General features: G+C 62.7%; 27 protein-coding genes, 2 tRNA genes and 1 riboswitch. Of the genes, 13 read left to right on the plus strand and 16 right to left on the minus strand.

Annotated features, from left to right (window positions below; all coding sequences use genetic code 11):
* Nucleotides 1–30: 30 nt before the first annotated feature.
* The 13 genes from GH663_RS19730 to GH663_RS19785 form a co-directional block, all read right to left on the minus strand.
* Complete coding sequence (locus GH663_RS19730) at nt 31–795, minus strand: metal ABC transporter permease (protein WP_211371216.1); 765 nt, start codon at nt 793–795, stop codon at nt 31–33.
* Complete coding sequence (locus GH663_RS19735) at nt 785–1,363, minus strand: ATP-binding cassette domain-containing protein (RefSeq protein ID WP_246181657.1); 579 nt, start codon at nt 1,361–1,363, stop codon at nt 785–787. Before GH663_RS19735 ends, GH663_RS19730 begins: the two co-directional genes overlap by 11 nt.
* Nucleotides 1,360–2,256, minus strand: a complete 897-nt coding sequence (locus GH663_RS19740; protein ID WP_153133301.1) for a metal ABC transporter substrate-binding protein — start codon at nt 2,254–2,256, stop codon at nt 1,360–1,362. The genes GH663_RS19735 and GH663_RS19740 overlap by 4 nt, the downstream gene beginning before the upstream one ends.
* 9 nt (nt 2,257–2,265) lie before the next feature.
* Complete coding sequence (locus GH663_RS19745; protein WP_153133302.1) at nt 2,266–3,678, minus strand: TonB-dependent receptor; 1,413 nt, start codon at nt 3,676–3,678, stop codon at nt 2,266–2,268.
* An 84-nt stretch (nt 3,679–3,762) separates the two neighbouring features.
* The gene (locus GH663_RS19750) at nt 3,763–4,035 is read right to left on the minus strand and encodes a hypothetical protein (protein WP_153133303.1); all 273 of its coding nucleotides are present in this window, start codon (nt 4,033–4,035) and stop codon (nt 3,763–3,765) included.
* An 18-nt stretch (nt 4,036–4,053) separates the two neighbouring features.
* Nucleotides 4,054–5,247: a class I SAM-dependent rRNA methyltransferase gene (locus GH663_RS19755; RefSeq protein ID WP_153133304.1), complete on the minus strand. Its 1,194-nt coding sequence runs from the start codon at nt 5,245–5,247 to the stop codon at nt 4,054–4,056.
* A gap of 72 nt (nt 5,248–5,319) precedes the next feature.
* Nucleotides 5,320–5,472, minus strand: coding sequence for a hypothetical protein (locus tag GH663_RS21015; protein WP_169795468.1), 153 nt, complete (start codon nt 5,470–5,472; stop codon nt 5,320–5,322).
* Between the two features lie 139 nt (nt 5,473–5,611).
* Nucleotides 5,612–6,511, minus strand: coding sequence for a tyrosine recombinase XerC (gene xerC, locus GH663_RS19760; protein WP_153133305.1), 900 nt, complete (start codon nt 6,509–6,511; stop codon nt 5,612–5,614).
* 3 nt (nt 6,512–6,514) lie between these two features.
* On the minus strand, nt 6,515–7,186 hold the full coding sequence (locus tag GH663_RS19765) for a DUF484 family protein (protein WP_153133306.1): 672 nt from the start codon (nt 7,184–7,186) through the stop codon (nt 6,515–6,517).
* A complete protein-coding gene (gene dapF, locus GH663_RS19770; RefSeq protein WP_153133307.1) occupies nt 7,183–8,013 on the minus strand; it encodes a diaminopimelate epimerase in 831 nt (276 codons plus the stop codon). The genes GH663_RS19765 and dapF overlap by 4 nt, the downstream gene beginning before the upstream one ends.
* 59 nt (nt 8,014–8,072) lie before the next feature.
* The gene (locus GH663_RS19775) at nt 8,073–8,576 is read right to left on the minus strand and encodes a GNAT family N-acetyltransferase (protein WP_153133308.1); all 504 of its coding nucleotides are present in this window, start codon (nt 8,574–8,576) and stop codon (nt 8,073–8,075) included.
* A complete protein-coding gene (locus tag GH663_RS19780) occupies nt 8,573–9,448 on the minus strand; it encodes a lysophospholipid acyltransferase family protein (RefSeq protein WP_153133309.1) in 876 nt (291 codons plus the stop codon). Before GH663_RS19780 ends, GH663_RS19775 begins: the two co-directional genes overlap by 4 nt.
* Nucleotides 9,449–9,454: 6 nt before the next feature.
* On the minus strand, nt 9,455–10,297 hold the full coding sequence (locus GH663_RS19785; protein WP_153133310.1) for a lysophospholipid acyltransferase family protein: 843 nt from the start codon (nt 10,295–10,297) through the stop codon (nt 9,455–9,457).
* A 159-nt stretch (nt 10,298–10,456) separates the two neighbouring features.
* Here GH663_RS19785 and metK point away from each other — a divergent pair, with 159 nt between their 5' ends.
* From metK to metF, 6 genes are all read left to right on the plus strand, one after another.
* Nucleotides 10,457–11,620 (plus strand): methionine adenosyltransferase, encoded by a 1,164-nt coding sequence (gene metK, locus GH663_RS19790; protein ID WP_153133311.1) that lies wholly within the window; start codon nt 10,457–10,459, stop codon nt 11,618–11,620.
* A gap of 68 nt (nt 11,621–11,688) precedes the next feature.
* Nucleotides 11,689–12,894, plus strand: a complete 1,206-nt coding sequence (locus GH663_RS19795) for an HD-GYP domain-containing protein (protein WP_153133312.1) — start codon at nt 11,689–11,691, stop codon at nt 12,892–12,894.
* Between the two features lie 20 nt (nt 12,895–12,914).
* Nucleotides 12,915–12,976, plus strand: a riboswitch (S-adenosyl-L-homocysteine riboswitch).
* A 79-nt stretch (nt 12,977–13,055) separates the two neighbouring features.
* A complete protein-coding gene (ahcY, locus tag GH663_RS19800) occupies nt 13,056–14,468 on the plus strand; it encodes an adenosylhomocysteinase (RefSeq protein WP_153133313.1) in 1,413 nt (470 codons plus the stop codon).
* A gap of 6 nt (nt 14,469–14,474) precedes the next feature.
* On the plus strand, nt 14,475–14,825 hold the full coding sequence (locus GH663_RS19805) for a phage holin family protein (RefSeq protein ID WP_153133314.1): 351 nt from the start codon (nt 14,475–14,477) through the stop codon (nt 14,823–14,825).
* Nucleotides 14,826–15,569, plus strand: coding sequence for a TlyA family RNA methyltransferase (locus GH663_RS19810; RefSeq protein ID WP_153133315.1), 744 nt, complete (start codon nt 14,826–14,828; stop codon nt 15,567–15,569). It begins immediately after the preceding gene.
* Nucleotides 15,566–16,390, plus strand: a complete 825-nt coding sequence (gene metF / locus GH663_RS19815; protein WP_153133316.1) for a methylenetetrahydrofolate reductase [NAD(P)H] — start codon at nt 15,566–15,568, stop codon at nt 16,388–16,390. The genes GH663_RS19810 and metF overlap by 4 nt, the downstream gene beginning before the upstream one ends.
* A gap of 70 nt (nt 16,391–16,460) precedes the next feature.
* Here metF and GH663_RS19820 read toward each other — a convergent pair whose 3' ends face one another.
* Nucleotides 16,461–17,285 (minus strand): mechanosensitive ion channel family protein, encoded by an 825-nt coding sequence (locus GH663_RS19820; RefSeq protein ID WP_153133317.1) that lies wholly within the window; start codon nt 17,283–17,285, stop codon nt 16,461–16,463.
* A gap of 170 nt (nt 17,286–17,455) precedes the next feature.
* Here GH663_RS19820 and GH663_RS19825 point away from each other — a divergent pair.
* The 3 genes from GH663_RS19825 to GH663_RS19835 all read left to right on the plus strand — a co-directional run bounded on the left by GH663_RS19825 (nt 17,456) and on the right by GH663_RS19835 (nt 17,902).
* A tRNA-Lys gene (locus tag GH663_RS19825) sits at nt 17,456–17,531 on the plus strand.
* Nucleotides 17,532–17,547: 16 nt separating this feature from the next.
* A tRNA-Lys gene (locus GH663_RS19830) sits at nt 17,548–17,623 on the plus strand.
* An 84-nt stretch (nt 17,624–17,707) separates the two neighbouring features.
* The gene (locus GH663_RS19835) at nt 17,708–17,902 is read left to right on the plus strand and encodes a hypothetical protein (protein WP_153133318.1); all 195 of its coding nucleotides are present in this window, start codon (nt 17,708–17,710) and stop codon (nt 17,900–17,902) included.
* A 54-nt stretch (nt 17,903–17,956) separates the two neighbouring features.
* Here GH663_RS19835 and rng read toward each other — a convergent pair whose 3' ends face one another.
* Nucleotides 17,957–19,408: a ribonuclease G gene (gene rng / locus GH663_RS19840; RefSeq protein ID WP_066883270.1), complete on the minus strand. Its 1,452-nt coding sequence runs from the start codon at nt 19,406–19,408 to the stop codon at nt 17,957–17,959.
* A gap of 36 nt (nt 19,409–19,444) precedes the next feature.
* Between rng and trhP the strand changes: the two genes are divergently transcribed.
* Together trhP and GH663_RS19850 are read left to right on the plus strand one after the other, a co-directional pair.
* Nucleotides 19,445–20,737 (plus strand): prephenate-dependent tRNA uridine(34) hydroxylase TrhP, encoded by a 1,293-nt coding sequence (trhP, locus tag GH663_RS19845; protein WP_153133319.1) that lies wholly within the window; start codon nt 19,445–19,447, stop codon nt 20,735–20,737.
* Nucleotides 20,738–20,805: 68 nt separating this feature from the next.
* A complete protein-coding gene (locus GH663_RS19850) occupies nt 20,806–21,924 on the plus strand; it encodes an acyltransferase family protein (protein ID WP_153133320.1) in 1,119 nt (372 codons plus the stop codon).
* A gap of 24 nt (nt 21,925–21,948) precedes the next feature.
* On the opposite strand, the gene GH663_RS19855 is transcribed toward GH663_RS19850, so the two are convergent.
* Complete coding sequence (locus GH663_RS19855) at nt 21,949–23,907, minus strand: acetoacetate--CoA ligase (protein ID WP_153133321.1); 1,959 nt, start codon at nt 23,905–23,907, stop codon at nt 21,949–21,951.
* A gap of 166 nt (nt 23,908–24,073) precedes the next feature.
* Between GH663_RS19855 and GH663_RS19860 the strand changes: the two genes are divergently transcribed.
* Both GH663_RS19860 and GH663_RS19865 read left to right on the plus strand, forming a co-directional pair.
* Nucleotides 24,074–24,856, plus strand: coding sequence for a YdcF family protein (locus GH663_RS19860; protein ID WP_153133322.1), 783 nt, complete (start codon nt 24,074–24,076; stop codon nt 24,854–24,856).
* 52 nt (nt 24,857–24,908) lie between these two features.
* A partial coding sequence (locus tag GH663_RS19865) for an enoyl-CoA hydratase-related protein (protein ID WP_211371217.1) occupies nt 24,909–25,124 on the plus strand: 216 nt, incomplete at its 3' end.

Genomic DNA, 25,124 nt, shown 5'->3' on the forward strand with positions numbered 1-25,124 from the left:
TGAGAGCGTGTTTTAGCATGCCCTAATGCGTCATGCAATGACCAGACCGATGACGATCAACAGCAGGGCGAGCACCGGGCCGAAGGGTTGATCCAGGCCAAGCGCGATGCCAAAGGCAAGGACATAGCCGAAGACACCGATCAGTAGCGCCAGCCAGAGGCCGGCCCGCCAGTTCCGGGCGCGCCGGAAAGCCAGCCAGGGGGGGATGAACACCAGCGCAAAAGCGCCCATCACACCGAGGTTCATCGTCGCCAGCGCCAAGCACAGCGCGGCCAGCAGATCGAAACCGCTCTGCGTCGGCCAAGCGCGCAGACCACGAATGCGGAAAAAATCGGGGTAGACGTGGGCCAGCAACAGGTTTTTGGCCAGCCGGCGCAAAACGACCAGCGCCAGCAGACCGCCCGGCACCACCACCGACAGTTGCGCCGGACCGGCGAAATAGAGCTGGCCATCAAACAGGGCATGGCCCAGGCGCTCCGCCATCGGCTGGTTGGCAGCCAGCAGCACGGCAACCGCCCAGCCACCGAGCAACAATAGCGCATAGCTGGCGCCACCGCTCAGCCGGCCGGCAAACAGGCGCTTGCTGGCCCCGGCCAGACCAGCCGCCGCAACGCCGCCGATGGCCGGTACAAAGCCGCCGACCAGGGCGAGCAAGGCGCCAGCCGCGGCCACATGCGAATAGGCCAGCGCAGCCAGCCATTCGTCGCGCAGGCGCAGGTAGGCGCCGAGCAGCGGCAGCAAAACGGCCAGGCACAGCCCGGTCAGGAAGGGAATCAGGAACAGGTCACTCGCCATTTCCGGCCTCCAGCCGAAGAACGCGATCGCAGGCCGCCTCGACAAAGGCGGCGTCATGGCTGACGACGACGATGCCGGCCCCGGCCCGGGCCCGGTCGTGCAAGTGCGCCGTCAAATGCTGGACACCGGCGGCATCGAGGTTATTGGTCGGTTCGTCGAGCAGGACCAGGTCGGCCGGCGCGTGCAGGATCGCCCACAAGGCCAGGTAGTGGCGCTGGCCGCCGGACAGGCGATCGAGGCGTTGGTCGAGGCGATCGATCAGCCAGGGCGGCAGCCCCTGCGGGCTGGCTCCAGTCAGCTGGAGTAGCTCACGCCCGGACAGCGGCAGGCCGTCCACCGGCGGCACATCCTGCGTCTGCAGGGCCAGGCGCAGGCCCGGCTGGCGCACGATGCGGCCGGCAAAGACCTGCGCCCGGCCGGCCAGGGCGGCCAGCACGGTGCTTTTGCCGACGCCGTTCGGCCCGGTCAGGCCGATGATTTCGCCGGCCGCCAGGCTGAGATTGACGGGCGGCGTCGCCGGCTGCTGCCAGCCGGCGACCAATGCCTCGACCTGGAGCAAGGATGTCAACGCAGGCCTTTCAGCAAGCGCTGCACGGTATCGTCGAACAGACCGAACAGGTCTTTCGCCTCCGCCGTACCGCCCACCGTATAGGGCAGCAGCACCGCCGGCAGGCCGGTTTTGCCGGCAATCCATTGGCTCGGCCCATCCGGGTTGTAGGCGGTGCGCAGCACCATCTTGGCCGGCAGCGTCTGCTGCCGCGCCAGCAGGCTACTCAGGTGGCCGCTGGTCGGCTCGATACCCGGCTTCGGCTCCAGCGTACCGACCTCTTTCAAGCCCAGCCAGTTGGCCAGGTAAAGGAAGGAGGCGTGATGGACCAGCACCGGCACGCCGCGCAAGGGCGCCGCTTCCTTCTCCCAACGCGCCATGGCAGCCTGCCATTTGCCGGCAAAGGTCTTGTAGCCGGCCTGGTAGGCCGCGGCATTGGCTGCATCGAGCTCGGCCATGCGGCCGGCCAGTGCTTCACCGACCTTCAGGACATTGTGCGGATCGAGATGGAGATGCGGATTGCCGGCGGCATGGACATCGCCCTGGGCGCGGTCGACGGAGGTCGGCACTTCCAGCCGGCTGACGAAATTGGCCGCCTCGAAGTAGCCCGGCCGCCCGGCCTGGATGGCCGCATTGCCCGAATCGCGCAAAACTAGCGGTAGCCAGCCGACTTCCAGATCGGCGCCGGCCGCCACCACCAGGTTGGCCTGCCGGGCCTGGGCCAGCAGCGAGGGCTTGGCCTCGATCCGGTGCGGGTCCTGGAAGGCATTGGTGGCGCTATAGACGCGCACCTTGTCGCCGCCGATTTCCCGGGCCAGGCTGGCCCATTCCGGCACCGTGGCAAAGACGTTGAGATTGGCCCAGGCCGGCAGCGAAGCCAGCGTCAGCAACAGCGTGGGAAACAATTTGCTCATCGCCGTCTCCTAGAACTTGTGCGCACCATGCGCCCCGAGGCTCATGATGTACTGCATGGTGACCTGATTGTCGGTAATGCCCTGCATCGACTTGTCCTGGGCAAACTGCAGGCGGAGGCGCGAGAACTCGCTCCAACTGTAATCGATCATCGCTGTGGTTTTCTTCGGTTTGTAGTGGTCGACCGCAAGATAGTTGCCATTTTCACCCAAATCGCGCGTGCCGCTGTCGAGTTGCTCGTAACGCAGGCCGGCCCGCCAGTTCGGCGTGAACTGGTAGACGCCCTGGGTGTACCAGCCGGACTGCCGGGTCCGGTAGCCGCTGGTGATGTCCTGGCAGGATACGGCGACGCCGGCTTCGGCTTCGCCGCAACTCAGGTCGCCCTTTTCGCTGCGCAGGAAGTACTCGCTCTGGAACTTGAAATTCTGGTATTTCGGATTGCCGTTCGGCGCCCATTTCCAGACGAAATCGGCCAGCCAGGTCGTCGAATCGCCGGTGAACTTGCTCAGCGCCTCGACCCCATTCACCGTATCCTCGAAATGCGCCTCGCGTTCGCGGGCCGAGGTCTTCAGGTAAGACAGCCCGGCCCGCCAGCTATGGGCGACACCGAGATCGTCACCGACGTGGGCAAACAGCGCACCTGCCCCGCTGCCGTTCTTGTTGCGATCGGAACCCGGGAAATTGGCACCGCGCCCGAACTCGGCGCCGAATTCGAGGAAGACCGGCGTCGGCGCCAGCCATTTCAGTTGCACGCCATCCTGCGCGTAGCCGCCTTCGGTGCCGAACATCGCCTGATACATCAGTGGCGCATCGGCGAAATCCCACATGTGCGGGTGCTGCTCGTTCAGATAGCCGATCCCGGAACGGAAACGACCGGCCTTCAGGCCGATGCCCTGGCCAATCCCGAGCGACTGGAACCAGGCCTCCTCGACCTCGGCCTGGCCATCGAGGGCGGCGATGATCGCCTGGCCGCGCCAGTAGGGATCGATATTGGCGGCAAAGACCAGTTCGGTATGATCGAGCGAGAAACCGCGCTTGTTGATGCCCTCGATCGTACCGCTGCCATGATCGTGGCCGCCGGCTGGGACAAAACCGGTAATGCCGCGTTCGGCGACATTCTTCATGTTCTTGTACTGGCCCTGCAGGATCAGCGAGACCTCGGGGTTGAAGCCGCTGGCCGTCGTTGCCGCGCCAACCGGACGGCTCTCGGCAACGGGGGCCGGCGCTGGCGACACCGGCGGCGGACTGCTTTTGGCCTGCGCCTCAGCCTGGACCAGCTTTTGTTCGAGCGCGGCAATGCGCTGCTCGTAGGACTTCTTCATTTCGTCGATCTGGCCGCGGATGGCCGCCAGATCGTTATCGGATGCTGCCTGGGCGCCGCATGAGGCGGCCAGCAGGGCAGCCACGGCAAATGGCTTATGCATGGAATTCTCCTGAAAAATGCGCTGCGTCGACCGCCCATGGGAAATACCCGTGGGCTGCGGTCGACAGTCAAAAAGGGGCGATTTTCAGGATTGAGGCGGCGCGCCCTGGCGGGCCAGCGGCGGCGGCAAAGCGCTGCGCCCGCCGAGCGGCAGCGCAACGGGACGATCGTGCGCCGCCAGCAGCGGCGGCAGCGCCAGTACGGACGGCAAGGCCGAACCGAGATCGTGCGCTGCCAGGCACAGCTCGCAGACATGCGTCGGCAGAACCCCCTCGTTGCCCGCCGCATGCTCGACGGCGTGCGCCCCCGCCGCCAGTTGGGCGAAGAGGAGAACGGCAACGAGAAGGAGGTGGCGCAAGGGATTCACGACGAGAGTTTAATCGACCTGGACGAGCAGGCCTTTGAGATATTCACCTTCGGAGAAGTTCAATGCAACCGGATGATCGGCCGCGCCGGCCAGTCGGCGGACGATGCGCGCCTCCCGACCAGCATCGTGCGCCGCGCCGGCAACGATCTTCTGGAACAGTTCGAGACCGATGCCGCCGGAACAGGAATAGGTCATCAGCAGGCCGCCCGGTTTCAGCAGCTTGAAGCCGAAGACGTTGATGTCCTTGTAGGCGCGCGCCGCGCGCTCGGCATGCGAGGCCGAGGGGGCGAACTTGGGCGGATCGAGGACGATCAGGTCGAACAGGCGGCCCTCCTTCTTGAAGTCGCGCAGCGCCTGGAAGACATCGGCCTCCTGCCACTGGGCCCGTTCGGCCGGCAATTGCGGATTGAGCGCCAGATTGGCCTGGCCCTGGGCGAGCGCCGGGCCGGAAGAGTCGATCGACAGCACGCTGGCCGCACCGCCGGCCAGGGCCTGCAGCGAAAAACCGGCGGTGTAGCAGAAGCAGTTCAGGACGTCCTTGCCGGCCGCCAGTTGGCCGAGCAGCGCGCGGTTGTCGCGCTGGTCGAGATAGAAACCGGTTTTGTGCCCGCCGACCACGTCGACCGCCAGCCTGACGCCGTTTTCCTCGATGCTCAGCGGTGCCTCGGGCGCCGCGCCGTACAGCCAGCCGGTCGTCGGTTCGAGGCCTTCGAGGCCGCGCACGTCGGAATCGGAACGCTCATAGATGCGGGCGCAACCGGTCGCCTTGACCAGTCCGGCGACGATGGCATTGCGCCACTTGTCGGCGCCGGCCGAAGTCAGCTGGATGACGACGGTGTCCCCATACTGGTCGGCGATGACGCCGGGCAGGCCATCCGACTCGGCGTGGATCAGGCGCAGGCCCTGCTGGCCGCGCAGTTCGGGCAACGCCTGGCGGCGCGCCACGGCGGCGCTGACCCGGCGCTTGAAGAAGGCGTCATCGACCGATTCGTCGGCATCGAAGGTCCAGAAACGGGCGCGGATCTGCGATTTCGGGCTGTAGGCGGCGCGCCCCAGCGGGCGCAGGTTATCGGCCAGCACCTCGACCGTATCACCCGGCCGGGCACGCCCTTCCAGGCGCCCGACCGAACCGGCGAACACCCACGGATGGTGCTGTTTGAACGCGGAGCGCTCCTTACCCGGCAGCAAAATCAGCTGAGCCATGTTTTCTCGACCTCAAATGAAAGAAGCCCCGGTCACCTTGCGGCGACCGGGGCTTGAAATACTGTCAGCAGCTTAAGCGCCCAGGGCCTTGCGGTTACGTGCGTGGCATTCGGCAGCGTAGATGACCTTGAACATGGTCTTGCCGTCGCCCTTGAACAGGCGCTTGGTGGACTTGGAAACGCAGCGGCGTTCCAGGGAAGAACGGCGGTTACGGTTGATTGCCATGACTAACTCCTTGATTCCGGCGATTTTTCGAAACCGCCAATCATAGTGCTTGGTGAACAAAAGGTCAATTGAAGCCTGATTTTACGGCTTTTTCAGTAGTCGACCGCAGCAATTTCGGCAAAAGCCCGGCCGCGTCCGCCTACTTGCGCTTGGCCCGCGGATGCGCCGTATCGTAAACCTTGGCCAGATGCTGGAAATCGAGGTGGGTATAGACCTGCGTCGACGCGATGCTGGCGTGGCCGAGCATTTCCTGCACGGCGCGCAGATCGCCGGACGACTGCAGCACGTGCGAGGCGAAGGAATGGCGCAGCATGTGCGGATGGACGTGGCGCGGCAAACCGGCCAGCACCGCCTGCCGGCTCAGGCGCAACTGGATCATCCGGTGACTCAGGCGCCGGCCGCGCAGGCCGACGAACAGGGCCAGCTCGTCGGCTGCCGCCAGTTCGCTGCGCACTTCGGCCCAGGCCGCCAGCGCCTGCCGCGCCTTGCTGCCGACCGGCACCAGCCGCGCCTTGCTTCGCTTGCCGAGAACGCGCAGCTCGCCTTCATGGAGGACGCTATCCAGCGCGTCGCAATCGAGCGCCGCCAGTTCGGCCAGCCGCAAACCGGAGGAATAGAACAACTCGAAGATCGCCGCATCGCGGGCGGCCAGCCGGGGATCGTCGCCGTCGACCGGCTCGAGCAGCCGCGCCGCCTCATCGACCGCCAAGGCCTTCGGCAACAGCCGCGGCGCCTTCGGCGAACGGACGCCTTCACAAGGATTGGCTGGTACCGCACCGTGTTCGCCCAGCCAGGCAAAAAAGCCCCGCCAGGCCGATAGCGTCCGCGCCAGACTGCGCCCGGACAGGCCCTGGCCGTGCAACTGGGCAACATAGCGGCGAATCTGGTGCACCTGCAGTTGGCCAAGCGGGGTTTCCCCGGCCGCGGCCAGCAGCTTTTCCAGATCGCGCCGGTAATTGCTGACGGTATGCGGCGACAGCCGGCGCTGCTCGGCCAGTTCAGCCAGATAGCCAGCCAGCGCCGCACTCGCCGTACTCACCGCCTAGAGCACGCTCTTGGTTACCCGGGCCAGCGCCGCGGAAACCATTTCACCCATCCGCTCCAGATACAAGGTGCCCATGTCGGCGTAGAAGCGCTGTGCTTCCTCGCTACCCAGCGCAATCATGCCGATCGTGCCACCGCCATTGCGCAGCGCGATCAAGGCCTGCGAACGGATATGGCCGGCATGTTCGCCGAACCACGATGCCGTGCCGAAGCCGGCGGTCGAGCCGCAGTACGGGCGACCGAGGGTTTCGGCAAAGACCTGCAACTCCTCGCTGACCGCGGCGAATTCCGGTAGATCCTCGATGCCGGCCGGCTTGTGCCACAAGCGCAGGGCGACATGCGGCACGGCAAAGTCGTCGCGCAAGTGGAAATTGAGCAGATGAATCACCGCCTGGAAGGTCTCGGCGGCGATCAGGGCGACCGACAGGCGATGCACTTTCTCGCTGATTGCATCGTTCTCTTCGCCGAAGGCAATCAGTTCGGCCAGCTTGCTTTCGGTCTGCCGGTTTTTTTCGCGCAGGGTCAGCATCTGGCGCTCGGCCAACGACACCGCCCGGCCGCCATGCGGATGCGGCAGGAAAATCTGCGCCATCAGGTCGGCGTATTGCTCGAAGAAACCCGGATTATTCTTCAGGTAATCCGCGACATCTTCGGGAAACAGGGCGCTCATAATTCAATCTCTCCAGAGAAGACCGTCATCGCCGGACCGGTCATCAAAACCGGGCGGTCAACGCCGCCCCAGGCAATATTCAGGTCGCCGCCGCGCGTCGTGACGCGCACCGGCGAATCGAGCAGGCCACGCCGGATACCGGCGACCACGGCGGCGCAAGCGCCGGTCCCGCAGGCCAGCGTCTCGCCCGAGCCGCGCTCGTAGACCCGCAACTTGATGGCGTGACGATCGACGACCTGCATGAAGCCGGCGTTCACCCGCTGCGGGAACTGCGCATGGTTCTCGATCAGCGGGCCATGCTCGCCGACCGGCGCCGTGTCTACGCTCTCGACAACCTGCACGGCATGCGGATTGCCCATCGAGACGACGCTGATTTCCAGCGTTTCATCGGCCACAGCGAGGTTGTAGACGACGACATCGTCGTCGTGCAGGAAGGGAATCTCGTTCGGCAAAAATCGGGGAATCCCCATGTCGACCGTGACATTGCCATCGCCTTCGAGGCGCGGCGTGATGATGCCTTTCAGCGTTTCGACGCGAATTTCGCGCTTGTCGGTCAGGCCCTGCTCATGCACGAAACGCACGAAACAGCGCGCGCCATTGCCGCACTGCTCGACCTCGCTGCCATCGGCATTGAAAATCCGGTAGCGAAAATCGACATCCGCCTGGCTGGCCTTTTCGACCAGCAGAATCTGGTCGCAACCGACGCCGAAATGGCGATCCGCCAGATAGCGCAACTGCTCCGGGGTCAGGGTCACCGCCTGGCGGATGCCGTCCAGGACAACGAAATCGTTGCCCAGGCCATGCATTTTCGAGAATTTGAGCTTCACAGCCTGCTCCGCGTGTTAATTAAAAAAGGATAGCAGAGGCAGGGGGTTACCTCAAATTCCTAAAGTTTCTTCTCCATGATGAAATCGTCCATCACAAAGCCGCGGCCGATATCGTCAACCACCGTCTCGCGCACGGCAAAGCCGTATTTCTTGTAGGAGGCAATGGCTTTTTCGTTGCGCTTGTTCACCGCCAGGATCACGCACGGGTAGCCCAGCTTTGCAGCGCGGCGGGCGACGTGCGCGATCAGCTGACCACCGACGCCCTGACGCTGCACATCAGGGTGAATGTAAAGCTTGTCCAGCTTGAATTCACCCTTGTAGAGCTCGCTGAAGGCGAAACCCACCCGCCGGCCATTATGAAAGGCCTGGTCGAGCCACTTGTCGGCATCCTCGATATCGTCATAGAGCCGCTCGTGGCCGTAACGCTGTTCGAGCATGAAATCGATCTGTTCCTGGGTGATGATCCCCGGATAGGTCGCCTGCCAGATTTCCCGGGCCAGTGCCGAGATGGCCGGCACATCGGGCGGCGTGACGGGACGAATTTCGATGTTCAGGCTGTTCATTTATAAAACCTCTGTTCTCCGGGCGGCCGGGTTTTGAAGCGCTTGTGCAGCCAGAAGTACTGTTCCGGCATGCGCAGCACCTGGCTCTCGATAAAACGATTCACGAATGCGGTGTCTTCTTCGATGCTGTCACCGGGAAAATTGTCCCAGGCCGGCATCACCTCGACTTCGTAGCCATCCGCCACCTGCCGCGTAATGCAGGCCACCACCTTCGCGCCAGTCAGCCGCGCCAGACGGGAAACCCCGGGAATGGTCGCCGCCGGCACACCGAAAAACGGCACGAAAATCGACTCTTTCGGACCAAAATCCATGTCCGGCAGATAGTAGAACTTGTAACCGTCCTTCATCGCCTTGATGATCTTGCGCATGCCATCCTGCCGTGAAAGCAGCACCGCCTCGGTGAATCTGATCCGTCCATCATAAAGCAACTTGTTGAAAACCGGATTCTTCTGGTTTGAGTAGACACTGCAACCGCGGACAAACATGGAGATACGTGTCGCTCCGGCATCGAGACCGACAAAATGGGGCGACAACATGATGATCGGCCGCCCGTCGGGGTCGTTCAGGTGTTCAACGCCTTGAATCCGGATGATGCGCTCCAGCCGTTCCTTCGAGGCCCACCAGCCCAGAGTGCGGTCAAGTACGGCGCGGCTGAAGGCAATGAAATGGCGGCGGGCCAGATTTTCGCGCTCGACCTCGCTTTTTTCTGGAAAGCACAAACGAAGATTGATCAGCGCCACCTTTCGCCGTTCGCGGCCGGCGGCATAGAGCAGACGCCCGAGCAGCCAGCCCAGTCCGCGCAGGAAGGGCAAGGGCAGCCAGTGCAAAAGCCAGAGAAAACCGACCAGGATGTAAGTAAAAAAAAGTTTCAAGACGAATCACTCCACCGGAGGCGCTTCGGCGCCGCCCGGATGTTTGTAGCGGTTGTAACCCCACAGGTATTGGCTCGGGCATTGGCGCACCAAGGCCTCGATTTCGAAATTGATCTGCTGCGCCCGATCCACCGTCGCCCCTTCGAGTGCCCGGCTCGGCGGCTGCAGGTGCAGCCGATAGCCGCGCCCGTGCGGCAGGCGCTCACCCCAGGCCATCAGCGTCGTCGCCCCGGTTTCGGTCAGGCGGGCGGCCAGGGTCATGGTGTAGGCCGGCTTGCCGAAGAATTTGAGCCAGACACCCTCGCCGACCTTGGGCGCTTGGTCCGGCAACATGCCGACCGCCTCACCCTTCTTCAGCGCCTTGATCAGCGAACGCACGCCGGACAAGTCGGCCGGTGCCAGATGCAGGCGCTCCCGCTTGCGGCCTTCGAGAATCATCTGGCGCAGCGAAGCCTGGCGCGGCGGGCGGTAGAGCACGGTGATATCGCCGAAGGCCGCGTAATACTGCGCCGTGATCTCGAAGCAACCGAGGTGGGGGGTCAGGAAAACGATGCCCTTGCCGGCCCGCTGCGCGGCCTCGACATGCTCCCAGCCGACCACCTCGGTGACCAGGGCGGTCGCCTGTTCGAGCTTAAGCAACCAGATGCGGGCCAATTCGAGCATCTGCTTGCCGGCTTCGGCCGCGACCTGACCACGCAAAGCCGGATCGACGCCGGCTTGCGCCATGTTTTCCCGGACGTGCCGGCGATAGGTCGGCGACAGCAGATAAACCAGGCGACCGAGCCAGCCCCCCAGCATATGTAGCAACCACAAGGGCAGCTTGCTCAGAAATCTAAATAGAAAAACCATGCGGCTCCGGGGGTTGAAACCCACCGTGAAAAGATTAACATTATGGGATTGCCGAGTTAAACAGACAACTTGCGGGGCAATTAATAAATACCGCTAAAGCGTCGCCTGCTCGTGGTCCGAAGCCGGTAGCGCCGGAACCTAGGACCATTGGAGCTTCGCATGAGCGAATATTTCTTCACTTCCGAATCAGTCGGCGAAGGCCATCCGGACAAGGTCGCCGACCAGATTTCCGATGCCATCCTCGACGCCATCCTGGCCCAGGACAAGCACTCCCGCGTCGCCGCCGAAACCCTGTGCAATACCGGCCTGGTCGTCCTGGCTGGTGAAATCACCACCAGCGCCAACGTCGATTACATCCAGGTCGCCCGCGAGACGATCAAGCGCATCGGCTACGACAACACCGACTACGGCATCGACTACAAGGGCTGTGCCGTGCTGGTCGCCTACGACAAGCAGAGCCCGGATATCGCCCAGGGTGTCAACAAGGCCTACGACGACGATCTCGGCCAGGGCGCCGGCGATCAGGGCCTGATGTTCGGCTACGCCTGCGACGAAACGCCGTCGCTGATGCCGCTGCCGATCTACCTGTCGCACCGCCTGGTTGAACGCCAGGCACTGCTGCGCAAGGACGGCCGCCTGCCGTGGGCCCGCCCGGACGCCAAGTCGCAGGTCACCATCCGCTACGTCGATGGCAAGCCGCACTCGATCGACACCGTTGTGCTGTCCACTCAGCATTCGCCGGACATTAGCCTGGAAGACCTGCGCGAAGCGACCATCGAAGAGATCATCAAGCCGGTCCTGCCGAAGGAACTGATCAAGGGCGACATCAAGTTTCTGGTCAACCCGACCGGTCGCTTCGTCGTCGGCGGTCCGCAGGGCGACTGCGGCCTAACCGGCCGCAAGATCATCGTCGACACCTACGGCGGGGCTGCCCCGCACGGTGGCGGCGCCTTTTCCGGCAAGGATCCGTCCAAGGTCGACCGTTCCGCCGCCTATGCCGGCCGCTACGTCGCCAAGAACATCGTTGCCGCTGGTCTGGCCTCGCGCTGCCTGGTTCAGGTTTCCTATGCCATCGGCGTTGCCGAACCGACTTCGGTCATGGTCGACACCTTCGGCACCGGCAAGGTCAGCAACGAAACGCTGACCGCGCTGATCAAGAAGCACTTTGACCTGCGCCCGAAAGGCATCGTCAACATGCTCGACCTGCTCCGCCCGATCTACCAGAAAACTGCCGCCTACGGCCATTTCGGCCGCGACGAACCGGAGTTCACCTGGGAAGCGACCGACCGTGCCATATTGCTGAAATCGGACGCCGGCCTGTAAATCCACCAGGCCTAGTTTTACAAAGGGAGCCAGCACGGCTCCCTTTTTTATGGCTAAACTTGCAAGCTATGCTTAAAAAGATAGCCGTCGAACATCTCCGCCTCGGCATGCACCTGCAGGCTTTCTGCGGCGCTTGGCTGGATCACCCCTTCTGGCGGACACAATTCGTTCTGTCCGACCCCAACGACATCGCCCTTGTTTTGGGAAGTCCGATCAAGGAAGTCTGGATCGACATCAGCAAGGGGTTGGATCTCGACACTGGAATCGTGGCCACCGAATCGGAAACCGTTCTGGTCGATGAAATTCCAGTCGAATGCCCGACCATCCAGGAAAGATCTTCCTTCAACGATGAAATCAAACGTGCCTCGCGCATCGTCACCAAGGGTAAGGAAGCCGTCGTTTCGATGTTCCAGGAAGCCCGCATGGGTAAGGCCATCGAAGCAGAGGCAGCCGCACCGCTGGTCGAGGAAATTTCCAACTCGGTCCTGCGCAACCCAGGTGCATTGATCAGCCTGGCCCGGCTGAAGACCGCCGACGACTACACCTTCATGCACTCGGTTGCCGTCTGCGCCCTGATGATCGCACTGGCTCGCCAGTTGGGCCTCGACGAGCAACAAACTCGCGAGGCCGGTATGGCCGGACTGCTGCACGACTTGGGCAAGGCGACAATTCCGCTTGAGGTGCTGAACAAACCGGGGAAGCTGACCGATGCAGAATTTGATCTGGTCAAAACACACCCGGATGAGGGTTACAAAATGCTGCTGACCGGCTCGGGCATCAGCGAGATGACCAAGGACGTTTGCCTGCATCACCACGAAAAGGTCGACGGCAGTGGTTACCCAAAAGGCCTGAACGGAGAAACAATGAGCCTGTTCGCCAAAATGGGGGCAGTCTGCGACGTCTACGATGCCGTCACCTCCAACCGCCCCTATAAAGCGGGCTGGGACCCGGCCGAATCGATCAAGCGCATGGCGGAATGGAAGGGGCATTTTGACCCCAAGGTTTTTCAGGCTTTCGTCAAGAGCTTGGGAATTTATCCGATCGGCTCTTTGGTTCGCCTGGAATCCGGCAAGCTGGGCGTCGTCATCGAACAGGGCGAGCAGTCCCTGCTCAAGCCCAAGATCAAGGTTTTTTTCTCGACCAAGTCGCAAGCCTACATTCGCCCCGAAATCATCGACCTGGCACGCAGCCCGGAGAAGATCGCCGGTCGTGAGGATGCGGCAAAATGGGGCATCAAGGACATCGACCGCTACTGGGCCGGCGAAAACGCCTGAAATCGGTTTATAATCCGCAACCTACCGAGGGGCGCTGCAGGAGATCACTCCCAGGCTCGGTTTAAAACGGCGCTCACTGATCAACCCTGCCGGGCGCAGGGGGCCGCCGGTGAGCAGAAACCGTCTTTCCCCTCCCCGTCACAGTTCATTTGGAGCTTACTGTGGCTGAATTCAAAGACTACGTTATTGCCGATCTTTCCCTTGCCGACTGGGGTCGCAAGGAAATCCTCATTGCCGAAGGCGAAATGCCCGGCCTGATGGCCATTCGCGAAGAATTCGCGAAGACCCAGCCGCTCAAGGGCGCGCGCATCACCGGTTCGCTGCACATGACCATCCAGACCGCCGTGCTGATCGAGACGCTGACCGCGCTCGGCGCCGAAGTCCGCTGGGCTTCCTGCAATATCTTCTCGACCCAGGACCACGCTGCCGCTGCGATCGCCGCGCAGAACATCCCGGTCTTCGCCGTCAAGGGCGAAACCCTGGTCGACTACTGGGATTACACCCACCGCATCTTCGAATGGGCCGATGGCGGTTATTCGAACATGATCCTCGACGACGGCGGCGATGCCACCCTGCTGCTGCATCTCGGTGCCCGTGCCGAAAAGGACATCTCCCTGCTCGCCAAGCCGGGTTCGGAAGAAGAAACCATCCTGTTCGCCGCGATCAAGGCTAAGCTGGCCGTCGACCCGACCTGGTATTCCGTGCGCCTGGCCCAGATCAAGGGCGTCACCGAGGAAACCACCACCGGCGTGCATCGCCTGTACCAGATGCACCAGCGTGGCGAACTGAAGTTCCCGGGCATCAACGTCAATGACTCGGTGACCAAGTCCAAGTTCGACAACCTCTACGGCTGCCGCGAATCGCTGGTCGACGGCATCAAGCGCGCCACCGACGTGATGATCGCCGGCAAGATCGCCGTCATCGCCGGCTACGGCGATGTGGGCAAGGGCTCCGCCCAGGCCATGCGCGCCCTGTCGGCACAAGTCTGGGTCACCGAAATCGACCCGATCTGCGCCCTGCAGGCCGCGATGGAAGGCTACCGTGTCGTCACCATGGAATACGCTGCCGACAAGGCCGACATCTTCGTTACCACCACCGGCAACTTCCACGTCATCACCCACGACCACATGGCCGCGATGAAGAACAACGCCATCGTCTGCAACATCGGCCACTTCGACAACGAAATCGACGTCGCCTCGATCGAGAAGTACCAGTGGGAAGAGATCAAGCCGCAAGTCGACCACGTGATCTTCCCGGACGGCAAGCGCATCATCCTGTTGGCCAAGGGCCGCCTGGTGAACCTTGGTTGCGGCACGGGCCATCCGTCCTACGTGATGTCTTCTTCGTTCGCCAACCAGACGATCGCCCAGATCGAACTGTGGACCGAAGCCGTCAAGGGTTCCAACAAGTACCCGGTCGGTGTCTACACGCTGCCCAAGCACCTCGATGAAAAGGTCGCCCGTCTGCAACTGAAGACGCTGAACGCGCAACTATCAGAACTGACCGACGAACAGGCCGCCTACATCAGCGTACCGAAGGCAGGCCCGTACAAGGCCGACCACTACCGCTACTAAGAAGCCATGCGCCTGCTTGCCATCTGGATCATTAACGCGCTCGCCCTGCTGGCGTTGCCCTACGTCGTGCCGTCGGTCCAGGTGGCGAGTTTCGGTACGGCGCTGATCGTCGCCCTCGTGCTCGGGCTGATCAACGCCGTGCTACGGCCATTGCTGATATTGCTGACCCTGCCGGTCACGCTGTTGACGCTGGGCCTGTTCATTTTTGTGATCAATGCCCTGCTCTTCCAGTTCGCCGGCAATCTGGTCGACGGTTTCAACGTCGGCGGCTTCTGGCCGGCACTACTCGGTTCGATCGCCTACAGCCTGATTTCCTGGGCGCTCAGCGCCCTGCTCTTTCCGCAAGGAAAGCACTGAGTGCCCCGGGTCGATCAGCTGCTCGTCGAAGCCGGCCTCGCTGCCTCACGAACCGCAGCCCAGCGGATGATCGCGGCTGGCCGGGTTAGCTGGTCGGGCGGCCTGATTAAGAAGCCGGCGCTGGATTTGGCCCCGGAAACGACGTTGACCGTAGCAGTCGATCCTGAAGATCGCTTTGTCTCGCGCGGCGGCCTGAAACTGGCCGGTGCACTGGCCGAAACGGGTATCACGGTCACCGGCAAGTACTGTCTCGATGTCGGCCAGTCCACCGGTGGTTTCAGCGACTGCCTGCTGCAGGCCGGCGCCCGCCATGTCGTCGGGGTCGATGTCGGGCACGGCCAATTGCACCGGCAACTGTTCGGCGAGCCGCGCCTGACGGCCATCGAGGGCATCAACTGCCGCACCCTGAGCGCAGCCGATCTGGGTGCGGCCTTTCCGCCCGAAGGCTTCGCGCTGATCGTCGGCGATGTCTCGTTTATATCGATGACCCTGATCCTGCCGCAACTCCCTGCCCTGCTGGCGAACGACGGCGACCTGTTGCTGCTGGTCAAGCCGCAGTTCGAAGTCGGTTCGGCGAACATCGGCAAGGGTGGCATCGTCCGCGATCCGGCACTTTACGGTGAAGTGGAAAACAAACTTCGCCAGTGTGCCGCCAACCTTGGTCTGCAGGTCCGTGCCTGGCTCGACAGTCCGATTACCGGCGGCGATGGCAACCGCGAATTTTTCATCTGGTTGAATAAATGAATACTGAAATCTCCATCGAGTTTTTCCCGCCGCAAACCCCGGAAGGCGTCGACAAGCTACGCACCGTCCGTGCCGAGCTGGCGAAACTGAAACCGAGCTTTTTCTCGGTCACCTTCGGCGCTGGCGGCTCGACCCGCGAACGAACCTTTTCGGTGGTCAAGGAAATCGCCGCCGAAGGCTTCGATGCCGCCCCGCACCTGTCCTGCATCGGCTCCACCCGTGCCAGCATCCGCGACATCCTGGCCGACTACAAGGCGGCTGGCATCCGGCGCATCGTCGCCCTGCGCGGCGACCTGCCCTCCGGCATGGCCGAGACCGGCGAATTCCGCTACGCCAACGAGCTAATCGAATTCATCCGGGCCGAAACCGGCAACTGGTTCAGCCTCGAAGTCGCCGCCTACCCGGAATGGCACCCGCAGGCGCGCAGCCCGAAGGACGACCTCGACGCCTTCGTGCGCAAGGTCAAGGCCGGCGCCAACTCGGCCATCACCCAGTACTTCTACAATGCCGACGCCTATTTCAGCTTTGTCGACGAAGCCCGGGCCCTCGGCGCCGACCTGCCGATCGTCCCTGGCATCATGCCCATCGTCGGCTTCACCAAGCTGGCCCGTTTCTCCGACGCCTGCGGCGCCGAAATCCCGCGCTGGATGCGCAAGAAATTCGAGAGCTATGGTGACGATGCCGACTCGATCCGCGCCTTCGGCCTAGATATCGTCACCGAACTGTGCGAGCGCCTGCTCAAAGGTGGCGCGCCTGGACTGCATTTCTATTCGATGAACCAGTCCGCGCTAACCACGGAAATCTGCCGCCGCCTCGGTTAACCGCCCCACTGCTGCGGTGTACACGAAAAAAGCCCGCATTTTCGCGGGCTTTTTGCCGAGCGGATAAAACTCAGACCGCTTGCGTCAGGATTACCTGCTGGGCCGGCATCGGGGCCGGGAAACCAGCCTCGGCCAACGCTTCTCGAATCACCTTGTTGGTATCGAAATAGACCTGCCAGTAGTGGTCGTTATGGCAATAAGGGCGCACCGCCAGCACTGGCCCGAGCAGCGTGAAATCGAGAATCTCGACATCCACCTTCGGTTCGGGCAGGACGTTGGGAATCGCTGCGATCTTTTCACGCAGCACAGCCATGGCTGCCTGATGATCGGCCGCGCCGGATAACTGGCACTTCAGATCGACGCGCCGGAACGGGTTTACCGTGAAATTCTGGATCGTGTCGCTGAACACCTTGTTGTTGCCGATGATGGTCTGCACGTTGTCCGGTGTATTGATCGTCGTTGTAAACAAGCCTAACTCCATCACCGTCCCGGTGACCCCCCCGATACTCACGAAATCGCCGACTTTCATCGGGCGCAGCACCACCAGAAAGGCCCCTGCCGCAAAATGCGCCAGCAGACCGGACCAGGCCAGGCCAATTGCGACGCCGGCGGCAGCGATCAAGGCGGCAAAGGTCGTCGTCTGGATACCGAAATAGCCGAGGATCCCGACCACCAGCAGGACATTGAGCGTCACGGTAATGACCGAACCGAGGTAGCGCAGGACGGTTGGATCAACCTTCTGCTTTTCCAGCGACGCCCGCACCATGTCCAGCGCGACACCGATCAGCCAGCGACCGATCACCCAGAAGGCGATTGCCGCCAGGATTTTCAGACCGACATCGGTCGCCGTGGTGACGATGAGGTCTTGATAGCGGGAAATATCGAGTTCAGTCATCTCAGTTCTCCAGAAATTGACGAGAGCCGAATGCAAACGTAATACGCTCTCCGGAAATTCCGATTCTAGTCATCTTTTCGGATCAACGGCGGACATAAGACAATTCTTCACAATGCAGAAATATCGTTGACGCCTTTTCGATTCATCCATATAATGCGCGCTCCCTAGGCGGGTCGGTAGCTCAGTCGGTAGAGCAGCGGACTTTTAATCCGTTGGTCGCGAGTTCGAATCTCGCCCGACCCACCAGTCGAAAAGGGATCTTGGGGCGTTAGCTCAGTTGGTAGAGCAGCGGACTCTTAATCCGTAGGTCCACAGTTCGAATCTGTGACGCCCCACCAAGACAATAGTAAAAAGCCTCGGCCGCAAGCCGGGGCTTTTTGCTTTTGTATCAACCCATTCTTCCAGCAAGCACCACTGCCTCCATGCGTTTCATCCTGCTCACTGCCCTGCTTTCCCTGTCGCTCTCCGGCTGTGCAGTTGTCGCGGTTGCCGATGCTGCAGTGACGGTGGTCGCCACCACGGTCAAGGTCGGGGCCACAGTTGTCGGCACCACCGTTGATGTTGCAGCAGCCGGAGTGCGCGCCGTCGCAGGCAGCGACGACGACGACGAAAAGTGAACCGGCGACACTCGCCCCGCTGCCGACAACGGGGCAAATTGCCGCCCGGTACGGTCACATCAGGACGATGTCGTACTGTTCCGGCGAATAGCTGGGCTCGGACTGCAGCGAAACGGGTTTTTCGATGAAGTCCGAGAGCATGGCCAGAGCTTGCGACTCCTCATCGAGGAAGAGGTCAACCACGGCCGGCCCGGCCAGGATGCGATATTCGCGGGCATTGAACTGGCGCGCCTCGCGCAGTAGTTCGCGCAGGATTTCGTAGGCGACGGTACGCGCCGTCTTGACTTCACCGCGCCCGCCACAGGTCGGACAGGGCTGACACAGTACATGGGCGAGCGATTCGCGGGTCCGTTTGCGGGTCATTTCGACCAGACCGAGCTGCGTGAAACCGTTCACTGTCAGCCGCGTATGGTCGCGGGCCAGCGCCTTGTTGAACTCGTCGAGCACGGCCTTCTTGTGCTCTTCGTTTTCCATGTCGATGAAGTCCACGATGATGATGCCGCCCAGATTGCGCAGGCGTAGCTGGCGGGCGATGGTGACGGCGGCTTCGAGATTGGTCTTGAAGATGGTGTCGTCGAAATTGCGGACACCGACGAAGCCGCCGGTATTGACATCGATGGTGGTCATCGCCTCGGTCTGGTCGATGATCAGGTAGCCGCCCGACTTCAGGTCGACGCGGCGGGCCAGCGCCTTCTGGATTTCCTCTTCAACGCCATGCAGATCGAACAGCGGCCGCTGGCCGGTGTAGTGATCGAGTAACGGCAGCACGGCCGGTGTGTATTCGTCGGCGAAGGCATTGAGCTTCTGGAAGTTTTCCCGGGAGTCGATGACGATGCGGCTGGTTTCCGGATTGACGAAATCACGCAGCACGCGCTGACCGAGCGACAGTTCCTGGTAGAGCACGGCCGGCGGGCCGGACGTCCTGGCCTTGTCGCGGATGTCGGCCCAGGTCTTGCGCAGGTAGGCGATGTCGGTGGCGAACTCCTCGTCGGAAGCATTCTCGGCCATGGTGCGGACGATGAAGCCGCCCGGCTCGTCAGCCGGCACCAGGCGGGTAATCTTTTCGCGCAGGGCTTCGCGCTCGGCTTCGGCCTCGATGCGCTGTGAAATGCCGATATGTTTTTCCTGCGGCAGATAGACCAGCATGCGGCCGGCAATCGAGATCTGCGTCGACAACCGGGCGCCCTTGGTGCCGATCGGGTCCTTGACGACCTGGACGACGATGCTCTGGCCATCGTGCAGGATTTTCTCGATGGGCCGCTCGGTGGCCGTCTCGCGCGGTTGCCAGATATCGGCAACGTGCAGGAAGGCGGTGCGGTCGAGACCGACATCGATGAAGGCGGATTGCATGCCGGGCAGGATGCGGCAGACGCGGCCGAGATAGACATTGCCGACCAGACCGCGGCTGGCAGTCCGTTCGATATGCAATTCCTGGACGACACCCTGTTGCATGACCGCAACGCGGGTTTCCTGCGGGGTGAAATTGATCAGTATTTCTTCGGACATACACTCTACAATTCGCGGTTTTTGCTGGATTCTACTATGCGCAAGGCGCCCGAACTTCTCGCCCCTGCCGGCTCGCTCGAAATGATGCGCACCGCCTTCGATTTTGGCGCCGATGCGATCTACGCCGGCCAGCCGCGCTACAGCCTGCGCGTGCGCAACAATGAGTTCGGCACGATCGCCGCGCTGAAGGAAGGAATCGACGAAGCGCACGCCCGCGGCAAGCAGTTTTTCGTCGTCAGCAACATCTTTCCGCACAATGCCAAGCTCACCACCTACCTCGCCGACATGGCGCCGGTCATCGAACTGAAACCGGACGCCCTGATCATGTCCGACCCCGGGCTCATCGACATGGTGCGTGAAACCTGGCCGGAACAGGCGGTGCACCTTTCGGTGCAGTCGAATACCGTGAATTGGGCCGCCGTCCGTTTCTGGAAGAAGCTCGGTCTGACCCGCATCATCCTGTCGCGCGAACTGTCGCTCGACGAAGTTGCCGAAATCCGCCAGCAATGCCCGGATATCGAACTCGAAGTCTTCGTGCATGGCGCGCTATGCATCGCCTACTCCGGCCGCTGCCTGCTTTCCGGTTACTTCAACCACCGCGATCCGAACCAGGGCACCTGCACTAACTCCTGCCGCTGGGACTACAAGGTATCGACTTCCGATGGCGCTCCGTTGCAGGCCGGCCAACCGGTCAACTTCTACAGCCATCCCGAACAGGAAATCCTGCTCGAGGAAAGACAGCGCCCGGGCGAGTTGATGCCGATCGAGGAAGACGAGCACGGCACCTACATCATGAATTCCAAGGATCTGCGCGCCATCGAGCACGTCCAGCGCCTGGTCGAGATCGGCATCGATTCGCTGAAGATCGAGGGGCGCACCAAGAGCCCGTATTACGTGGCACGCACCACCCAGTCCTATCGCCAGGCGATCGACGATGCCGTCGCCGGCAAGCCGCTCGACCCCAAGCTGTTGAGCGAACTGGAAGGCCTGGCCAACCGCGGCTATACCGACGGCTTCTACCAGCGCCACCACGATGCCGACTACCAGAATTACCTGCGCGGCCATTCCGAATCGGATCGCAGTCTCTATGTCGGCGATGCTGTGGCTTTTGACGAAGGGCGCGGCCTAATGGAAATCGAGGTCAAGAACAAGTTCACCGTCGGCGATCGCCTCGAATGCGTACATCCGTCCGGCAACCACGTCTGGACGCTGAGCCGCATGGAAAACAAGGCCGGTGAGGCGGTCACGGTTGCCCCGGGCAGCGGGCACCGGGTCTGGGTTGATTTGCCGGCGCGGTACACCAATTCCTTTGTCGCGCGTTTTGTTTAACAAAGCCCCTACAAAAAACACAGGAATTCGTTTTTGTGCACCGCAGCAAGCGGTGTAAAATTCACTCGATGAGTACGCCTACCAACCGCATGCCGCTGATCGACGCCCTCAAGGCGATCGCGGCCATGCTTGTCCTGCTCAACCACTTTTCCTCCTACGGCCCGCTCGCCGCAACCGCGCGCGAGGCCTTGCCAGGTCTGATGGGCTGGCTGTTCGAGTACGGCCGGATGGCGGTACAGATTTTCCTGGTCATCGCCGGTTTCCTCGCCGCCCGCGCGCTGTCGGCGCAGGGCCAGGCGCTGGGCGCTTCACCGCTGCCGCTGCTCTGGAAGCGTTACCTGCGCCTGGCCGTACCTTATCTGGCGGCCCTAGGCCTGGCCATCGCCGCCGCCGCCATCGCCGACCACTGGATGGATGACGAGGCGATTCCGGCCCGTGCCACCTTCAAGCAATGGCTGGCTCATGCCGTGCTGATGCACGGCCTGCTCGGCTTCGATGCGCTGTCGGCCGGCGTCTGGTACATCGCCATCGATTTTCAGCTCTTTGCGCTGATGGCCGTGCTGCTTTGGCTCGGCCGCGTCAAGCTGGTCGCCCCGGCGCTGGTGCTGGCAGTGGCCGCCGCCTCGCTGTTCTGGTTCAACCGCGATGCGAGCTGGGACAACTGGGCGATCTATTTCTTCGGCTCCTACGGCCTCGGCGCTGCGGCCTGGTGGGCTTCGGAGCGCAGACAGATGTCGGCCTGGCTCGGGGTCATCGCCACCGTTGCCATCGCCGCGCTGGTGGTCGATTTCCGCCTGCGCATCGCGCTTGCCCTGGCGGTCGCGCTGACCCTAGGCTTCAGCCGCCGCACCGGCCTTCTCGAACAATGGCCGAACGCCCGGCCGCTGGCCTTCCTCGGCCAGATTTCCTATTCGATCTTCCTGGTGCACTTCCCGGTGCTGCTGCTGGCCAACGGCCTCTATAGCAAGCTCGAGCTGTCGTCGCCGACCTCGGCCATTTTTGGCCTTTTGGCCGCGTTGACCGCAAGCATCGGCGCCGCCACGCTGTTTTATCGCTGGATCGAAAGCCCGGCCGCTAGCCGGCGGATTACCGCAGCGCTCGGCTGGCTGTTCGGCAAAGGCCTGGACGCGGCACACAAGGTGCCCGGCCTGACCCCGCTGCTGACGCTGTTCGCCCGCCGGGCCTAGTCCGCATAGAACCGGTAGCCGCGACTAGTCGGCTAGTTCGCTGCGACCGCGGAAGTATTCCAGCGCTTCCGGGTTGGCCAACGCTTCGACGTTCTTGACCGGTTGCGCCTGCACCACGTTGCGCACGGCCAATTCGACGATCTTGCCCGACTTGGTGCGCGGAATATCCTGGACCTGCACGACCTTGGCCGGCACGTGGCGTGGCGTTGTGTTGTCGCGGATCTGCTGCTTGATCCTTTCAGTCAGCGACGGGTCGAGCACCTGTCCCTCCTGTAGCCGGACGAAGAGCACGACGCGGACATCGTCCTCCTTGCCCGGCGGCCACGCCTGGCCGATGACCAGCGATTCGAGAACTTCCGGCAACTGCTCGACCTGGCGGTAGATTTCGGCCGTGCCGATGCGTACACCGCCGGGGTTCAGCGTCGCATCCGACCGGCCGTAGATGATCACGCCGTCGTGCGCGGTCAGCTCGGAAAAGTCGCCGTGGCACCAGATGTTGGCGAAGCGCTCGAAGTAGGCGGCGTGATATTTCCGGCCGTCCGGGTCATTCCAGAAACCGACCGGCATCACCGGGAAGGGCCGGGTACAGACCAGCTCCCCCTTTTCCTGACGGACCGGTCGGCCTTCGTCGTCGAAGACATCGACCGCCATGCCCAGCCCACGACACTGGATTTCGCCGCGATAGACCGGCAGAACGGGATTGCCAAGCACGAAGCAGGAAACGATGTCGGTGCCGCCGGAAATCGAGGCAAGCAGGATGTCCTGCTTGATCTCGCGATAAACCCAGTCGAAGCCTTCCGGGCTGAGCGGGCTGCCGGTCGAGAACATGGCGCGCAGCGCCGTCAGGTCGTGCGTCTTGCCCGGCGTCAGGCCGAGCTTGGCGGCGGCGTCGATGAACTTGGCCGAGGTGCCGAAATGGGTCATCTTCTCGGCCGCGGCATAGTCGAAGAGCACCGTACCACCGCCGGCGAACGGCGAGCCGTCGTAGAGTAGCAGTGTCGCGCCGCAGGCCAGGCCGGAGACCAGCCAGTTCCACATCATCCAGCCGCAGGTCGTGAAGTAGAACAGGCGGTCGCCCGGCCGCACATCGCTGTGCAACTGGTGTTCCTTCAAGTGCTGCAGCAGCACGCCGCCGTGGCAATGGACAATGCATTTCGGTACACCGGTCGTGCCGCTGGAGAACATGATGTACAGCGGATGCTCGAAGGCAACGCGTTTGAAAATCACCTCTTTTGCGCTGTCCACCGCCGGGATGTCCGTCCAGCTCAGCGCCTGGGCGATGCCGGCAATGGCCGGCGCCGGATTCAGGTAGGGGACGACCACCGTCTTCAACAAGGACGGCATTTGGACGACCACGGCAGCATTCTTTTCCAGGCAATCGACCGGCTTGCCGTTGTACCAGTAGCCATCGACGCAGATCAGCACCTTCGGCTCGATCTGGCCGAAGCGGTCGAGCACGCCCTGCACGCCGAAATCCGGCGAGGCCGACGACCAGATGGCACCAAGCGAGGTTGCGGCGAGCATGGCAACCAGGGTTTCCGGCAGATTCGGCAGGTAGCCGGCGACGCGGTCGCCCTCGCCGACCCCAGCCGCAATCAGGAACTGCTGGAAGCGGGCGACTTCGGCATAGAGTTCGGCCCGGCTCAGCCGGCGCTTGACCTTGTCCTCGCCCCAGAAGACCAGCGCTTCGCCCGCGTCGCGCCTTTGCAGCAGGTTCTCGGCATAGTTCAAGCGGGCCTCGGGAAACCAGCGGGCGCCGGGCATCTTGTCGCCATCAAGCAGCGTCTGGCTCCCCTTGTCGCCAACCGCACCGCAGAAATCCCACAGTTTCGACCAGAAGGCGGCCGGCTGGTCGACCGACCATTGCCAAAGTTCGGCGTAATCCGCCTTGCCCTCGGCGGCTATCAGTTGCGCCATGCGGGTGGCCCCGGCACTGGCCGGATTGGGCGTCCACAGCGGGGTCGGGTCGATCGCGTAGGTCATCTTGTCTCCTCGGTTTTTTTCGCCGGCCGGGCCGGGCTTGAGTGGCGACAAAGATAGCAGGAATTGAAGTGGCGCAACTGTCATCGACCGGACACTTCGGCCATCGCGTTGACGCCGGCGCATGACACGGACAAACTCTGAGCCCCTTTCACCTCGCCCGCTCCCGATGTCCTTCGCCTGGGTTTTGAAAAACCTGCTGAGCGCCTTGCTGCTGCCGCCCGGCAACGGCCTGCTGCTGCTCGCACTGGCCGGCCTCTACCGGCGCCGGCGCTGGGCTTTCGGGCTGGCCGTCATGGCCGGCCTGCTGTTGCTGCTGCAAAGCCTGCCGCCGGTCGCCCATCTGCTGATCGCCTCGCTCGAACGACAGGCCGGCCCGGTGTTCACGACGCCGGACGGGGCCGGGGCGATCGTTGTCCTCGGCAGCGGCCTCGACCTCGAGGCGCCGGAATACGGCGGCGACACCGCCAACGAACGGACCCTGCTCCGCCTGCGTTACGGCGCCAGGCTTGCCCATCAACTGGCCCTGCCGGTGCTGGTCACCGGCGGCCGGCCACAGCAAAGCAGCCGGGCCGAAGGCGAAGTGATGGCGGAGATCCTGCGCCAGGAATTCGGCGTCAGCGCCCGCTGGCAGGAAACGCAGTCGCGCGACACCCCGGAAAACGCCCGTTTTTCCGCCCCTTTGCTGCAAGCGGCCGGCATCCGGCGGATCGTACTGGTCACCCAGGCCTTTCACATGCCGCGCGCCCGGCAACTGTTCGAGCAGGCCGGCCTGGCAGTGGTGCCGGCACCGACCGGCTTCAAGAGCGGCAGCCGCTTCGCCTGGCAGCCGCACGAATGGCTGCCGCAAGCCCATGCCCTGCGCACCTCCTACTACGCGCTGCACGAATGGCTGGGCATCGCCTGGAGCACGCTGGTCTGGCAACTGGGTAAGATAGCGGCGATATTTTGATCCGGACCGCCCGGCCACGATGCCGGGGCGGCCATTTTTTTGGAGAGCAGACATGACTCAAGTAGTTCTGGTTGAAACCATCGGCAAGGTTGGCCTGATCCGCATCAATCGCCCGGAGGCGATGAATGCGCTGAACAACGACGTGGTCGATGGCATCGGCGCCGCGATCGATACCTTCGAAGCCGACGACAACATCGGTTGCATCGTCATCACCGGCAATGAAAAAGCCTTCGCCGCCGGGGCCGACATCGGCTTCATGAAGGATTTC

The sequence above is a fragment of the Dechloromonas hortensis genome, from assembly GCF_009469765.1.
Classification (GTDB): Bacteria; Pseudomonadota; Gammaproteobacteria; order Burkholderiales; family Rhodocyclaceae; genus Azonexus; species Azonexus hortensis.

What these genes read in the sequence shown, in the direction of transcription:
- GH663_RS19730 (WP_211371216.1), bottom strand. Translation starts at nt 795, where the DNA reads ATGGCGAGTGACCTGTTCCTGATTCCCTTCCTGACCGGGCTGTGCCTG.
- GH663_RS19740 (WP_153133301.1), bottom strand. Translation starts at nt 2,256, where the DNA reads ATGAGCAAATTGTTTCCCACGCTGTTGCTGACGCTGGCTTCGCTGCCG.
- GH663_RS19745 (WP_153133302.1), bottom strand. Translation starts at nt 3,678, where the DNA reads ATGCATAAGCCATTTGCCGTGGCTGCCCTGCTGGCCGCCTCATGCGGC.
- GH663_RS19755 (WP_153133304.1), bottom strand. Translation starts at nt 5,247, where the DNA reads ATGGCTCAGCTGATTTTGCTGCCGGGTAAGGAGCGCTCCGCGTTCAAA.
- GH663_RS21015 (WP_169795468.1), bottom strand. Translation starts at nt 5,472, where the DNA reads ATGGCAATCAACCGTAACCGCCGTTCTTCCCTGGAACGCCGCTGCGTT.
- GH663_RS19765 (WP_153133306.1), bottom strand. Translation starts at nt 7,186, where the DNA reads ATGAGCGCCCTGTTTCCCGAAGATGTCGCGGATTACCTGAAGAATAAT.
- GH663_RS19775 (WP_153133308.1), bottom strand. Translation starts at nt 8,576, where the DNA reads ATGAACAGCCTGAACATCGAAATTCGTCCCGTCACGCCGCCCGATGTG.
- GH663_RS19785 (WP_153133310.1), bottom strand. Translation starts at nt 10,297, where the DNA reads ATGGTTTTTCTATTTAGATTTCTGAGCAAGCTGCCCTTGTGGTTGCTA.
- metK (WP_153133311.1), top strand. Translation starts at nt 10,457, where the DNA reads ATGAGCGAATATTTCTTCACTTCCGAATCAGTCGGCGAAGGCCATCCG.
- GH663_RS19795 (WP_153133312.1), top strand. Translation starts at nt 11,689, where the DNA reads ATGCTTAAAAAGATAGCCGTCGAACATCTCCGCCTCGGCATGCACCTG.
- GH663_RS19805 (WP_153133314.1), top strand. Translation starts at nt 14,475, where the DNA reads ATGCGCCTGCTTGCCATCTGGATCATTAACGCGCTCGCCCTGCTGGCG.
- metF (WP_153133316.1), top strand. Translation starts at nt 15,566, where the DNA reads ATGAATACTGAAATCTCCATCGAGTTTTTCCCGCCGCAAACCCCGGAA.
- GH663_RS19820 (WP_153133317.1), bottom strand. Translation starts at nt 17,285, where the DNA reads ATGACTGAACTCGATATTTCCCGCTATCAAGACCTCATCGTCACCACG.
- GH663_RS19835 (WP_153133318.1), top strand. Translation starts at nt 17,708, where the DNA reads ATGCGTTTCATCCTGCTCACTGCCCTGCTTTCCCTGTCGCTCTCCGGC.
- rng (WP_066883270.1), bottom strand. Translation starts at nt 19,408, where the DNA reads ATGTCCGAAGAAATACTGATCAATTTCACCCCGCAGGAAACCCGCGTT.
- trhP (WP_153133319.1), top strand. Translation starts at nt 19,445, where the DNA reads ATGCGCAAGGCGCCCGAACTTCTCGCCCCTGCCGGCTCGCTCGAAATG.
- GH663_RS19850 (WP_153133320.1), top strand. Translation starts at nt 20,806, where the DNA reads ATGAGTACGCCTACCAACCGCATGCCGCTGATCGACGCCCTCAAGGCG.
- GH663_RS19855 (WP_153133321.1), bottom strand. Translation starts at nt 23,907, where the DNA reads ATGACCTACGCGATCGACCCGACCCCGCTGTGGACGCCCAATCCGGCC.
- GH663_RS19860 (WP_153133322.1), top strand. Translation starts at nt 24,074, where the DNA reads ATGTCCTTCGCCTGGGTTTTGAAAAACCTGCTGAGCGCCTTGCTGCTG.